The sequence below is a fragment of the Mariniflexile sp. AS56 genome (genome assembly GCF_030552475.1).
Classification (GTDB): Bacteria; Bacteroidota; Bacteroidia; order Flavobacteriales; family Flavobacteriaceae; genus Mariniflexile.
Genome location: NZ_JAUPED010000001.1, coordinates 64,727 through 77,980 on the forward strand (window position 1 = coordinate 64,727; position 13,254 = coordinate 77,980).

At 34.9% G+C, this 13,254-nt stretch carries 13 protein-coding genes; 5 read left to right on the forward strand and 8 right to left on the reverse strand.

Annotated elements, in window-relative coordinates:
* Positions 1-7 precede the first annotated feature (7 nt).
* Positions 8-1,498, reverse strand: a complete 1,491-nt coding sequence (gene hutH / locus Q5N74_RS00275; protein ID WP_304386660.1) for a histidine ammonia-lyase — start codon at positions 1,496-1,498, stop codon at positions 8-10.
* Positions 1,499-1,602: 104 nt separating this feature from the next.
* On the opposite strand from hutH, the gene Q5N74_RS00280 reads away from it, so the two are divergent.
* The 3 genes from Q5N74_RS00280 to Q5N74_RS00290 all read left to right on the forward strand — a co-directional run bounded on the left by Q5N74_RS00280 (position 1,603) and on the right by Q5N74_RS00290 (position 5,375).
* Complete coding sequence (locus tag Q5N74_RS00280; protein ID WP_304386661.1) at positions 1,603-2,499, forward strand: LysR family transcriptional regulator; 897 nt, start codon at positions 1,603-1,605, stop codon at positions 2,497-2,499.
* Positions 2,500-2,640: 141 nt separating this feature from the next.
* On the forward strand, positions 2,641-4,512 hold the full coding sequence (locus Q5N74_RS00285; RefSeq protein WP_304386662.1) for a DEAD/DEAH box helicase: 1,872 nt from the start codon (positions 2,641-2,643) through the stop codon (positions 4,510-4,512).
* 101 nt (positions 4,513-4,613) lie between these two features.
* On the forward strand, positions 4,614-5,375 hold the full coding sequence (locus Q5N74_RS00290) for a carboxypeptidase-like regulatory domain-containing protein (RefSeq protein ID WP_304386663.1): 762 nt from the start codon (positions 4,614-4,616) through the stop codon (positions 5,373-5,375).
* Positions 5,376-5,443: 68 nt separating this feature from the next.
* Here the strand turns inward: Q5N74_RS00290 and Q5N74_RS00295 are convergent, their stop codons facing one another.
* The 3 genes from Q5N74_RS00295 to Q5N74_RS00305 form a co-directional block, all read right to left on the reverse strand.
* Positions 5,444-5,971 carry an SRPBCC family protein gene (locus Q5N74_RS00295; protein WP_369686008.1) on the reverse strand — a complete coding sequence of 176 codons (528 nt, stop codon included), beginning with the start codon at positions 5,969-5,971 and terminating at the stop codon, positions 5,444-5,446.
* A 39-nt stretch (positions 5,972-6,010) separates the two neighbouring features.
* On the reverse strand, positions 6,011-6,664 hold the full coding sequence (locus Q5N74_RS00300) for an RNA methyltransferase (RefSeq protein ID WP_304386664.1): 654 nt from the start codon (positions 6,662-6,664) through the stop codon (positions 6,011-6,013).
* Positions 6,665-6,733: 69 nt separating this feature from the next.
* Positions 6,734-7,552: a CHRD domain-containing protein gene (locus Q5N74_RS00305; protein ID WP_304386665.1), complete on the reverse strand. Its 819-nt coding sequence runs from the start codon at positions 7,550-7,552 to the stop codon at positions 6,734-6,736.
* 147 nt (positions 7,553-7,699) lie between these two features.
* Here Q5N74_RS00305 and Q5N74_RS00310 point away from each other — a divergent pair, with 147 nt between their 5' ends.
* Complete coding sequence (locus tag Q5N74_RS00310) at positions 7,700-8,377, forward strand: NAD-dependent deacylase (RefSeq protein ID WP_304386666.1); 678 nt, start codon at positions 7,700-7,702, stop codon at positions 8,375-8,377.
* Positions 8,378-8,501: 124 nt separating this feature from the next.
* On the forward strand, positions 8,502-9,296 hold the full coding sequence (locus Q5N74_RS00315) for a transglutaminase family protein (protein ID WP_304386667.1): 795 nt from the start codon (positions 8,502-8,504) through the stop codon (positions 9,294-9,296).
* Positions 9,297-9,395: 99 nt separating this feature from the next.
* Here the strand turns inward: Q5N74_RS00315 and Q5N74_RS00320 are convergent, their stop codons facing one another.
* From Q5N74_RS00320 to Q5N74_RS00335, 4 genes are all read right to left on the reverse strand, one after another.
* On the reverse strand, positions 9,396-10,049 hold the full coding sequence (locus Q5N74_RS00320) for a DNA alkylation repair protein (protein ID WP_304386668.1): 654 nt from the start codon (positions 10,047-10,049) through the stop codon (positions 9,396-9,398).
* A 202-nt stretch (positions 10,050-10,251) separates the two neighbouring features.
* Complete coding sequence (locus Q5N74_RS00325; RefSeq protein ID WP_304386669.1) at positions 10,252-11,322, reverse strand: DUF3667 domain-containing protein; 1,071 nt, start codon at positions 11,320-11,322, stop codon at positions 10,252-10,254.
* A gap of 92 nt (positions 11,323-11,414) precedes the next feature.
* Entirely contained in the window at positions 11,415-12,023 is a 609-nt protein-coding gene (locus tag Q5N74_RS00330) for a YkgJ family cysteine cluster protein (protein ID WP_304386670.1), read from the reverse strand.
* A gap of 85 nt (positions 12,024-12,108) precedes the next feature.
* Positions 12,109-13,173 (reverse strand): sensor histidine kinase KdpD, encoded by a 1,065-nt coding sequence (locus Q5N74_RS00335; protein WP_304386671.1) that lies wholly within the window; start codon positions 13,171-13,173, stop codon positions 12,109-12,111.
* Positions 13,174-13,254: the final 81 nt, after the last annotated feature.

Genomic DNA, 13,254 nt, shown 5'->3' on the forward strand with positions numbered 1-13,254 from the left:
AACCTTTCTATTTTACAATGAATTTTTGAGTTTTAACTAAGGTGATTAGTGCATTAATATCATCTTTAAGAATGCGGTCTTCTTCTAGTTTTGCAACTTTATTACGGATGATTTTAAAGTTACTTTCTATTATTTCAGAAAAAGTATTCGGGCGTCTAAACTCCATCGCTTGTGCGGCATACATGAGTTCTATCGCTAATATTTTATCAATATTTCCCAATATTTGGTTGAATTGTCGTCCCGAAATACTCCCCATAGACACATGATCTTCTTGCCCTAATGAAGTTGGAATACTATCTGCTGAAGGCGGAAAACACAACGACTTATTCTCGGTAACCAAAGCTGCAGTGGTATATTGCGGAATCATAAAACCAGAATTCAATCCACCACTTGCTGTTAATAAACGGGGTAATCCATACTTTCCTTCAATGAGTAAATAACACCTTCTATCTGAAATATTACCCAATTCTGAAGCAGCAATAGAACAATAATCCAAAGCCATAGCGAGTGGTTGGCCATGAAAATTACCTCCTGAAATCGCTTCCGTTTCACTTAACACAATAGGATTATCAGTCACTGAATTCATTTCAATTTCTGCCAAATCATTTAAATGATAATACGCATTTCTGGATGCACCGTGCACTTGCGGAATACAGCGCATAGAATACGGATCTTGCACACGGGCACAATCTTTATGCGACTTTATATTTTTAGATTTATAAAACAACATGCGCATACGTTTGGCAACTTCCACGTTACCTTTAAACGGACGAATACTGTGCAACAATTCCTTAAATGGAGAAGCACTTCCTTGGTAGCCCTCCAAACTCATAGCGCCAGCAACATCGGCCAAATCGAGCAAATAGGCCATTTTTTTTAAGCCAGTAATGGCGTGTGCTAATATAAATTGCGTGCCATTTATAAGGGCTAAACCTTCTTTAGCAGCTAATTGTATGGGTTCTAAATCATGAGCTTCTAAAACAGTTTTTGCTGGCACTATAGCCTCATCTACCCAGAATTCGCCTTCACCAATTAAAGGTAAAAACAAATGAGACAAGGGTGCTAAATCGCCCGAAGCGCCCACAGAACCTTGCTCTGGAACCACAGGCAACAAATCATTTTCAATAAAATAAATAATACGTTCAATAACCTCTAAGCGAATCCCCGAAAAGCCTTTACTTAAAGCGTGTACTTTACAAATCATCATGATTTTTGACAACTCTTTCGCTATAGGATTCCCAACACCAACGGCATGGGTTATGAGCAGATTTTTTTGAAGCAGACTGGTTTCATCTGGTGAAATTTTAACATCACACAGAGGCCCGAAACCCGTATTAATACCATAAATAGCCTTCTTAGAAGCTGCCATAACTTCTACTTTTCGTCTTGAATCGTTAATTTTAGAAATTACGTATTCTGTCAAGACACCTTTTAAGCTTCCATTGGCTATATCCATAACACTCGTTACAGTTAATCTATCGGTTCCGTAAACAAACATGCTCTTATATTTTAATTAAATAATTAGGTATTCCACCCGACCATTACAAAATTATTGATAAATTTAATACCTAATAAGACCATATATTTAGATTATTAATAACCATGAGTTATCAAATAGAATACAGACATTTAAAATATTTTTTGGCTGTTGCCGACCATTTGCACTTTAGAAAAGCCGCAGAAACCCTTTATATTTCGCAACCTGGTTTAAGTAGACAAATAAAAGAAATGGAAGAAAGTTTAGGTATTAAACTCTTTGAACGCCACAATAGAAGTGTAAAACTCACCACCGTTGGCACCTATTTAAAGGCTGAACTCAACAAAAACCTTAAAAATTTAGATGCTATTTTACACCATGCGAAGTTACTTGAAGATGGTAAAGATGGACAATTAAACTTTGGCTATGTAGGTTCTGCCATGCAGAAAATTATACCAGAGTTATTATTAAACTTCACCAAAACACACCCAAATATTTTGTTTAGCCTCAAGGAAATGGACAACACTAAACAAATAGAAGGTTTACTGGCACAAGCTATTGATATTGGTTTTGTGAGGTTAGAAAAAGTACCTAGAGGTTTGGAACTTCACCCCATTGTAAAAGAACCTTTCTGTTTGGTACTTCCTAAAAACCACCCTCTTAACGCTTCAAATTTCAAAAATTTATCACAATGTAAAAAGGAACATTTCATTCTATTCGACCCCGAATACAGTGCTTCTTACTATGAAAAAGTGATGGAAATTTTTGATGACAACGGGTTTAATCCGCTGGTTTCACACAACACCATACACGCCGGTTCTATCTATAAATTGGTTGAAAACAATTTCGGTATTTCTATTGTGCCTAAATCACTTCAAACGGAAAACAATGCCAACATTAAGTTTATTGAATTAAGCAAAATCCCACAAAGAACCACACTATCAGTTATTTGGAACAAAGAAAACCAGAACCCGATATTAAGTAAGATTTTATCTATAATTCACAAGGAAAACATAAAATAGCTGAAATACAAAATAAATGATTACCTTTGCCGCTTGAAATAATTCCTCAGAGTGAGGATGTGTTACTAGAAGTTTAGGTTTAAGTATGTCGATTCGCTTCTTATGTAACACCACATAAAACAATCGAATACTTATACAAGAATGAACACATTCCAAGATTTAGGTCTTAATGAAGACCTTTTACGCGCTATTACCGATTTAGGTTTTGAAAAACCAAGTGAAGTACAAGACAAAGCAATCCCTATTTTATTAGAATCTGAAACCGATTTAGTGGCACTAGCCCAAACCGGAACAGGAAAAACGGCTGCCTTTGGTTTCCCAATGCTTCATAAAATTGATGTTAACAGTCGTACCACTCAAGGCCTAATTTTATCACCTACTCGCGAACTTTGTTTGCAAATTACCAACGAAATGAAACTTTACGGAAAGTACTGTAAAGGATTAAATGTTGTTGCTGTTTATGGTGGTTCTAGCATAACAGACCAAGCCAGAGACATTAAAAAAGGAGCACAAATTATTGTGGCTACTCCGGGTAGAATGAAAGATATGATTAACAGAAGGTTAGTTGATATCTCTAAAATAGAATATGCTGTTTTAGATGAAGCTGATGAAATGTTAAACATGGGCTTTAAAGAAGATATTACTGATATTCTTAGTTTCACCCCAAAAGAAAAAAACACATGGTTATTTTCTGCAACTATGCCAAGAGAAGTGGCAGCCATTGCAAAAAACTTTATGCGCAGCCCACAAGAAATTACGGTTGGAAATAAAAATGAAAGTACCAGTCAAGTATCGCACGAATATTATTTAGTTAATTCTAGAGACCGTTACGATGCTTTAAAACGTTTAGCAGATGCCAATCCAGATATTTTCTCGGTAGTTTTCTGTAGAACTAAAAATGACACTCAAAAAGTTGCTGAACGTCTTATTGAAGATGGTTACAGTGCAGGTGCATTACACGGCGATTTAAGTCAAAACCAACGTGATTTGGTTATGAAATCGTTTAGAAATAACCAAATCCAAATGCTTGTTGCTACCGATGTAGCTGCTCGTGGAATTGATGTAGATGATATTACACACGTAATAAACTACCAACTTCCTGATGAAATCGAAACGTACACACACCGTTCTGGTCGTACAGGTCGTGCAGGAAAAACGGGAGTTTCTATGGTAATCGTTTCTAAAAGTGAAGTGCGCAAAATAAAAAGTATCGAGCGTATTATAAACAAAGCTTTCGAGAAAAAAGACATTCCAAACGGTATGGCTATTTGTGAAGTACAACTTATGTCGCTTGCTAATAAAATTCACCATACAGAAGTTAATCACGAAATTGATAAATATTTAACAAGTATTAACGAATTGTTTGAAGATACATCGAAAGATGAATTGATCAAAAAATTCTTCTCGGTTGAGTTTTCTCGTTTCTTCAACTATTACCAAAAATCTAAAAACCTAAACGTTTCAGAAGGTGATGTTCGCGATAGAGATAGTGGACGCGATGGCGGACGCGATTTTGGTGGAAGCGCAGATTCTACACGTTACTTTATTAACGTAGGTAGTAAAGATGGTTTCGACTGGATGCAGTTAAAAGATTTTTTAAAAGAAGTTTTAGAACTTGGTAGAGACGACGTATTTAAAGTGGAAGTGAAAGACAGTTTCTCTTTCTTCAATACTGAAAACGAATTAAAAGATAAAATATTAGCTTTCTTTACAGATTACAAACACAACGGACGCTTTGTAAATGTTGAAGTTTCTGAAAACCGCGGTGGCGGCGGAAGACGTAACGACAGACGCGGTGGCGGAAGAAGTAGTGGTGGTGGAGAAAGACGTGGCGGCGGCGAACGTCGTTCTAGCTCTAGAAGTGATTCTGGAAGCAGAGGCGATAGAAGAAGCGGCAGCGGCGGTGATTTCAAATCAAATGGTTCTTCTCCAAACAGATCTGCAAGACGTTCTGGTGGAGACACTAAAACAAGTGATTCTGGGGCATCAAGACCAAGACGTTCTAGACGCTAATTAAACGTTTTTGTTAATTTTAAGTCAAAATAAAACATTGAAACACATTTTTAGTGTTTCGTTTAGTACTTTTAACCTTAATTTACGTTAACAATAATTACATGAAGAATTACGCACTCCTTTTTATATGTTTATTTATTTCAGCAACAGCAATGTCTCAAGAAATAAATAGTGTTATGGGAGTTGTTGTAAACTCAGCAAGTGGCGATCTACTTGAAAATGTAAACATTGTTAACTTAAACCAAGTTAAAGGAACAGCTACTAACAGCGAAGGAAGCTTCCAAATTGTTGCTAAAGTAAACGACACATTACACTTATCGTTTTTAGGTTTTAAGTCTATAAAAGTACGTGTTACTAACGACTGGTTAAAATTTGGTAGTTCTAAAATTGAACTTACCGAATTGGCATTAGCACTGGAAACAGTGGTAGTAAACCAGTTAAAATTAACAGGATATTTAGCCGTAGACATTAAACAAGTACCTATAGTTAACAATAATTACCGTTATAGTATTTCTGGTTTATCGAGCGGTTATGAAGCCGGAAAATCATCAACGATCACAAAAATTATTGGATCTATTTTTAATCCAGCCGATTTTCTGCATCGCATGTTTGGTAAAAGACCGAACGAAATGCGTAAGCTAAAAAAGATGAAGGAAGATGATGAAATTAGAAACCTTTTGGCCTCTCGTTTTGACAGAGAAATGCTTTTGGCTTTATTACAAGTAGATAAAGTTGATTTAGATGAAATAGTAAGCCAGTGTAACTACTCGAAAGGGTTTATACAAACGGCAAACGACCTTCAAATACTAGATGCTATTAGCGAATGTTATGAAGAATACAAGGTTTTGAATAGAAGCCGATAACATCATAAAATTAAAACAATAAAAAAAGGAAGCATTTGCTTCCTTTTTTTATGCCTTATACTTAGGTTTCACTTTTCTAAAATACGTTTTAAATTATATAGACCTTCTAAAAAGTCGTTTCCAACCGTTTTTTCCATATTAAAAAACAACATAAAAACATTAAACGGCATGGGATTCTTACCCATAAACCCCCAAGTAACTTCCGTTTGTGCTTCGGTGAATTTTTCAAGTTTTAAATAAGCATCCGATTCTGATTTCCACGGTTTAAAAAAACGCAGTTTGGATATCACACTTTCATTTTCAGTGATATTTAAAATCTCCTGTTCGCCCATTCCAACATCTTTATTACCTTCCCATTTAGTTATAAAACCTACTTCACCATCCGTCCCAACATAACTTTGCTTCATAGTAGGGTCTTTCTTTTTCCAAGGCGACCATTCATCTTGATTCTTAATAAATTTTAGATAGAGGAAAACATCCTCTATAGGTCTCTTAATAACAAGACTTCTACGCACTTCATACTTTTGTGGCGTTACAAACATGACAATTAGTAACGATACCAAAACACCAATAAAAAGATACACCACCACCATCATAACTCATTAATTTTAATCAAATTAAAGATACTAAAAAAATTATTCGCTGTAATAGCGCGCTACTATTTCATCATAACTTTTAATTGTTTTCTTGATCCAATCCATACGTTTTTCGAGTAATTCAGCTTCTGTTAATTGCCAATCTATGGTTGTTTGCTTTAATTTGGTTGTTACATGTTGAAGAATAATGGCTGCACTCACTGAAATATTCAAGCTTTCTGTAAAACCAACCATAGGGATTTTTAAATAACAATCCGCAGCATTTAATACCTCTTCAGATAAGCCTTCCGTTTCTCTTCCAAAGAAAAAACAAGACTTTTTAGTCACGTCAAAATCATGTAACTCGCAATCGTTGGTATGTGGTGTGGTAGCCACTATTTGATACCCTTTTTGTTTTAAATCGCTAATACAAGCCTTCACCGTTTGAAACCTATTTAAGTCTACCCATTTCTGGGCACCCATTGCAATTTCTCTATCAATATGTTTCGAATTTTGCTCTTCAACAATATTCAACTCTTGTATACCAAAAACATCGCAACTACGCATTACGGCGCTCGTGTTATGTAATTGAAACACATCTTCGGTAGCAACAGTAAAATGTTTGGTGCGTTCGCCTAATACTTTAGTAAATTTATCTTTGCGTGCGTCGGTTAAAAAGGTTTCTAGGTGCTTTAAAAGATGTATATCTATCATGCTTTAAAAATAGAAAAACCCGATAAAATTTTATCGGGTTTTTCAAATTCTTATTAAAACTAATTTAAATTAATTGACTCCTACATTTCCTTGAGCTACAATGGTGCCTAAGTCTGCAGCACTTAAATGAACATTAACATACCCATTAATACTCAACACATCGCTATAATTAAACGAGGTATTATTATCTAATTTAGATACGTTTGTCATGCTTGTACCCGTATTACCATTTACAGAGTTAAAAGTAAACAAAATACTTCCTGGAGCCGTAGCAACACTTCCTGTATGTATATGCGCGGGATGCATACCGTTATCAGGTGTATTTGCAATATTTAAAACCGCCAGAGCCTCACCGTTTTTACGTTCAAAAAATGTAGCAGTACCATTAATACCGGCAACATCCTTTTCATTTAAAGTATAAACTGTCGATTTTCCTGTTAATTCATTTTGCCCTATATCTCCTTGAGCAACTAGAGTCGTTAATTCAGAACCACTTAAATGCACGTTTACATAACCATCAAAATCTAGCATTTCGGAAAATGAGACACTTGTACCATTATCAAGTTTGGAAAATGTTTTGGTACTAAACCCCGTATCACCATTAACCACCCCTAATGTAACTGCTATATCTCCGCTCTCTGCTGCTGTATTAAAATGGATATGTGCAGGATGACTTCCTCCAGACGACGTCCCTGTTAATTGCAACTCCACAGTAGTTGAGTTATCCTCATTTTCAATAAATTTTGCTGTACCAGAAATATTGGGGTTAGCAACCGATTTTAATTGAAACGTTTGTGTCGCCGCTACAACTGTATCCTTATCATCATCACAATTTGTTAAGAACAAAACGGGTAACACCAATAAAATGTTTAAAACTATCTTTTTCATATTATAAATTTTTAGATTTAGACAAAAGTAAACACATATAAAAAGGAAGTTTTGCTCATATGAAATAATGATTAACTCAAAGAATTTAACTACAATATCTGTATTGGTAAATAGATATTTATTAATTTGCTACTAAAAAACAATTAAATGAAACACCTAGTTGTACTTAGCGGCGCAGGAATCAGTGCCGAAAGTGGTATAAAAACCTTTAGAGATTCCGATGGTTTATGGGAAGGACACGATGTTGCCGAAGTAGCCACACCTGAAGGTTTTGCGGCGAACCCCGAACTTGTTTTAGATTTTTACAACCAACGCCGCAATCAATTATTTGAAGTTACTCCCAATACAGCGCATTTTGATTTAGCAGCACTTGAAACCCAATATAAAGTAACCATTATCACCCAAAATGTAGACGATTTACACGAACGTGCTGGCAGTAGCAACGTCATTCATTTACATGGCGAATTATTAAAATCGAGAAACGTTGTGGATGCTTTTACTTTTTACGACTGTAAAACCGATATTAACTTAGGTGATACCTGTGCCAACGGGCACCAATTACGTCCGCGTATTGTGTGGTTTGGTGAAGATGTACCCATGATTGAAAAGGCCGTAGACATTTGCCAAACAGCCGATATTCTTCTTATAATTGGTACCTCCATGCAAGTATATCCCGCAGCTGGTTTAATGCATTATGTTCCAACCAATACGCCCACTTATTTCATAGATCCTAAACCCAGTATCGCGAGCAACAAAAATTTAACCGTTATTGCCGAAAACGCAACAATTGGAACAAAAAAGCTAATGAAATTATTAATTACGTAATAAAACGGTATCAGAATATTATTATATGTTTTAATATTTTGAAATACCACTAATTAACATAAACAACTACGTTATATGCGTTTATTCACCTAATTTTGAAATAGGTATTTTAAACACAAAATTTATGTGGCTACGAATTGGTTTCGACTTGTTATTTGAAATAGAAGTGCCAACACCCTTCATTCTAATGCTTCGTCCCAGAAGCGGCACCCAACAATGGGTAGCTCGTGATGAGTTTAAAATAAAACCAAATGTTCCTGTTATTGAATATACTGATGACTACGGAAACCTTTGCCAACGCCTCATAGCACAACCGGGTTATTTTTCCATACAAACCAATGCTGATGTACAAATATCTGAATTTGTAGACATCGCTCCTGGCGCACCCTTTGTAGAAATACAACATTTACCACACAACATTCTTAATTATTTATTACCAAGCAGGTATTGCGAATCGGATCGATTTAACGATTTAGCCATGGAAATCACAGCAGACTGCTTACCGGGTTACGACCAAGTAGCTACCATTGAAACCTGGCTTCGTAACAATATTAGCTATATTCCTGGATGTAGCGACTACCCAATTTCGGCCATTGAAGTTAATTACAAACAATCTGGAGTCTGTAGAGATTTAGCACATTTAGGCATTGCCTTGTGCCGAAGCCTAAGCATTCCTGCACGTATGGTGGTGGGTTATTTACACAATTTAAAACCTATGGATATGCACGCCTGGTTTGAAGCCTATGTGGGCGGACGTTGGTACACCTTTGATGCCACCCAAACCGAAGCTAAAGGCGGTTATGTTGCAATTGGTTACGGGCATGATGCTGCCAATGTCGCCGTATTTAACCAATTCGGACCTTCAGTTTACCCTATTAAACAAGTGGTGAATGTGGCAGTGATTGAGGAAGTGGAATAACCTTATGATTCTAAAGTAAAACGGAGGGCATTGCTAATTAAAAAAGAAAGTTTATCAGATAGATTTAACTGAACGACCAACTTACAGACGCACTGCCTATTACATATCATTTTTCAAATTCAAATAATAGTTCCTTTCTTGTTTTTCTAATTTATCGATGGCATAGCGAAGTGTTATACGAGGCATCGTAACAGCATTCCTGTCAAGAAATTCCCTAAGTCGTCCTTCATTTTGTTTTCCTGCCTCCCGCAACCAACTACCAACAGCTTTTTGAACATACAAATCGGAATCATTCACAAGAATTTCAGCAATCTTGAAGGTATCTTCTACATCCTTTTTTCTAATAAAATAGTAGGTACTTACTATGGCCGTTCGTCTTTCCATCGCGTTATTAGATTTTGCTAAATCATACAATGGTTTTCTGTCCTTATCAAATAAGTAACCGCCTACTACATAAGGCGCAGCTCGATCTACTAGCCCCCAATTATCTATCCAAATATAATTATCTATATACGCCTTATAAACCGCTTCCTTTTCACCCTCTGTTGTTTTAATGTTTCGGGCTTTCCAATCCAAAATAGAGACAGCAGCGAGTCGATAATCATCATTTTCATCTTGCAACAATGTAACAACCTCCATTACGGGCATATGCTGATATTCTTTCGCTAAAGAAAATAATTCCCTTTTAGGAATACCTTTTGCATACTCCAAACCAATAATTTCCAAAGTTGCTTTAAACGCGTTTGCTGTCATTTCATATGATTATTTATCTTCTAGTTTCTGGCATCAACCTTCAGCAGTACGATTCAATAAGCTTTATAAGTTGATATAAAAAAACAAAAAATATTAAATCTCTTTTATTGAATTTCATTCGAAACAAAACGAATGTACTTTATTTGTTCTACAAAATCAAGCTTACAAACAGAGAATTATTTCAGAAACAACCATCAAAAACCTAATCCAAATTCAAATAAGTAAACAAACTGAACAATACCAAAATAACACTAAAAACAAATAGGTTAATTGAGTACACCAACGCACTTTTCACAAAAGACAGGAAGAATTTATCTTTATAAAACAGACGATGTGCAGGGAAAAAATAATAGAACATAAACAGCACGCCAATTGATTTTAAACCTAAATGAACCCAAGCTAAACCTGGGGACACACTCAATAAAGGTTTCAGTTTATCTATAAAGAAGATCACTAAAATCATGATAAGTAAAAAGGAGAAATAATGCAGCGTAAATATGGCATGATCAAAATAATAGTACTTCTTTTTATTATTAAATATCCATAAAATAAAAGCAAATATGGGCATATAAATAAAGAGTACCTTCGGAAAGTTATTCCTAAACGACTCTGAAAACTCTTTGAATATTTCTTCTTCGGTATGTTCCTCTTCTACCGTTAGCCATTTTTTAAGGAAATAATTTTTTATAGAATTCACCTCAATATTTTTCGCACCACTTTTTTGCAAGGAATCTAATTCATTAATATTTTCAAAGCCTAAATTTATAATGCCTTTAGAATTAATTTCCTTCGTTTCTTTTAATAGTTTTTTTATGGTATCGTTACTCTCTTGAGAAATCACACCAATTTTTGTTAAGCCATTGATACCACGTTCTTCAATTCGCAAAGAATCTACGGATGGTATAATAGACTTTTGTGCCGGTATTTGGCTTGTAGCAACTTCCTTCGGTTCTGTATTATTTGGAAAGACCGAGATCACAAAAAAGGTGATAAAACTAATAAAAATATAAAGCCTAATGGGGTTTAAATAATACAGACGCTTACCTGCCATATAAGCTTTAGATAAAGCTGCTGGCCTAAATAGCAAATTATAGATAGTTCTCCAAAACGCACTATCGTAATTAGTAAAATCTTTAAAAAAATGATTAAATATATGATGAAAGTTTTTACGGCTTGTTGTGTTTTCTTGTCCGCAATTAGGACAAAAACGTTTCTCAACATGGTGGCCACAATTTAGGCAGTTTTTATCATGACGCAAAGGTGCTTTTCCCATAAGTTTAAGTGCTAATCAATGGCTATTGTTTAATTAACGACATTATTACACGTGCATTCTGTTTAAAAAAACAAGTTCTAAATGACGTGTGTTTATGATGCATTTTTAAATCCGTTAGGTAATGGTCTGTAAATATAATAATTCAAAACTTCTTCTATAGCAACTTTTAACGCTTCATTAATAGGCAAAATGGTATTACCTAAATAAAAATCAATCTGGTTAAGTTGCATGTAATAATCTGTAAAAATAGGCACGTATAGACCTTTACTTATGGCTTCCTCTGCATCTTTATAGGCACCGCTTTGGTTTTCTTTAATAATACTACAGGTCGCTAACCTTAATTGCCCATACTTATCCCTGCTTGACGCATACCCAAACAAACGACAAATAAGCCCCCGGTATTGGTAGTTACCACAACGTCCATCAGTACTATTTAACGCCGCTAGTGGCTTGTAGATAAAGCAAGCCGTTTTGGTAGTGTTCTGTAATTCTATAAGTGTATTTTCTGCTTCACCATTTAAAAAAAGATGGAAAGCCCAAGGTAAAAACTCTAGTGGTGAGGCATCAATATGTGGCGTGGTGCAACATTTACCACAGCCTGCTATACAATGTAAATGGGTTTCGGTTTGAAATTTAGAAATTTCACCGTCAAGGCTTTCAAACAAATGTTCAACTTGCCTTACTTTAGATTCTATAGACATTAATTTTTAACGAATGTAGTCTAATTAAAGCGGCAATCGTTTTAAATGAAGAAATACTTTAAATATATGATTTTCAAACACATAATTAACTCATCACAAAACCCATGGGCAAGGTGAAATAGAACACAGAACCTTTATCAATAGTGCTTTTCACACCAATTTCACCTTGATGTAAAGTGATTATTTTTTTAGAAATCGCGAGTCCTAAACCTGTGCTAGATTCTCCATCCGTTGGTTGTGTGGTTGTTTTTTGAAAATAATTAAACAACTTTTCAAGTTCCTTTTCTTGAATGCCTTTACCGTTATCTATTATTTCTGTGCGCACAAAATTGCTATCACTTTTTAATATTCTAATAGTAATGTGGCTATTTTGAACCGAATATTTAATAGCATTCGAAATTAAATTCCCCATGACTTGGCTTAAATAATTGGCATCAAAACCTAAAGAAATAGTTTCCATTGGAGCGTCTAAACTGATGGTGATTTTTTTATTATTGGCAAGAATTTGATTGAACAGCATTTGTTGTCGCACAAACTCCACATAATTGTGCTGCTCTATATTCAACACTACTTTACCTGACTCTATCGTAGAGACACTCAATAAATTTTTTAAAACGCCCAGAGTATTCGAACTTAAGGTTTCGATGATTTCAAGCCCTTCAATTAAATCCTTTTTTGTGTTTTCACTATCGTGAATTAATAGATGTGAAAAGGAATTTATAGCACTTATAGGATTGTTTAAATCGTGTGCTGCCACACCTATCATTTTATTTTTTTCATTATTAAGAAGCTGTAAATCGTTATTAATACCATTTAGTTTCATCTCCTTAATCCGTAAATTAAATAATGAAAAACCAATTAGTAAAAATATGAAAAGCCTAACAAGCGCATTCCATACAGGAAAACAAAACATGGAGAAATCACGATTTGCATACTCTGAAATAAACCAACAACAAGCTGCCACTAAAGCCAAACTTATTATAGAGACTTTATTTGTGGCACGATGTTTCGAAAATAAAGCAATGGGAATAATATAAAAAAAGGAGAAGGAAAGCTCTACCCCTGTTTTAAAATCGATGACCCCAATGACTAATATAGCTACGAGTGTTAACAAGAAACCCAAATAACTAGTTTCAAACCTATTAAACATAAGCATGATTTATATAAATTAAGTCGTAAATAAGCACGATTAAAAACCGGCGTTACGTCTAGTAAATATATATAAATTATA

Excerpts from the sequence above, each read along its gene's own strand:
- hutH (WP_304386660.1), bottom strand. The coding sequence starts at position 1,498 with ATGTTTGTTTACGGAACCGATAGATTAACTGTAACGAGTGTTATGGAT.
- Q5N74_RS00280 (WP_304386661.1), top strand. The coding sequence starts at position 1,603 with ATGAGTTATCAAATAGAATACAGACATTTAAAATATTTTTTGGCTGTT.
- Q5N74_RS00285 (WP_304386662.1), top strand. The coding sequence starts at position 2,641 with ATGAACACATTCCAAGATTTAGGTCTTAATGAAGACCTTTTACGCGCT.
- Q5N74_RS00290 (WP_304386663.1), top strand. The coding sequence starts at position 4,614 with ATGAAGAATTACGCACTCCTTTTTATATGTTTATTTATTTCAGCAACA.
- Q5N74_RS00295 (WP_369686008.1), bottom strand. The coding sequence starts at position 5,971 with ATGATGGTGGTGGTGTATCTTTTTATTGGTGTTTTGGTATCGTTACTA.
- Q5N74_RS00300 (WP_304386664.1), bottom strand. The coding sequence starts at position 6,664 with ATGATAGATATACATCTTTTAAAGCACCTAGAAACCTTTTTAACCGAC.
- Q5N74_RS00305 (WP_304386665.1), bottom strand. The coding sequence starts at position 7,552 with ATGAAAAAGATAGTTTTAAACATTTTATTGGTGTTACCCGTTTTGTTC.
- Q5N74_RS00310 (WP_304386666.1), top strand. The coding sequence starts at position 7,700 with ATGAAACACCTAGTTGTACTTAGCGGCGCAGGAATCAGTGCCGAAAGT.
- Q5N74_RS00315 (WP_304386667.1), top strand. The coding sequence starts at position 8,502 with ATGTGGCTACGAATTGGTTTCGACTTGTTATTTGAAATAGAAGTGCCA.
- Q5N74_RS00320 (WP_304386668.1), bottom strand. The coding sequence starts at position 10,049 with ATGACAGCAAACGCGTTTAAAGCAACTTTGGAAATTATTGGTTTGGAG.
- Q5N74_RS00325 (WP_304386669.1), bottom strand. The coding sequence starts at position 11,322 with ATGGGAAAAGCACCTTTGCGTCATGATAAAAACTGCCTAAATTGTGGC.
- Q5N74_RS00330 (WP_304386670.1), bottom strand. The coding sequence starts at position 12,023 with ATGTCTATAGAATCTAAAGTAAGGCAAGTTGAACATTTGTTTGAAAGC.
- Q5N74_RS00335 (WP_304386671.1), bottom strand. The coding sequence starts at position 13,173 with ATGTTTAATAGGTTTGAAACTAGTTATTTGGGTTTCTTGTTAACACTC.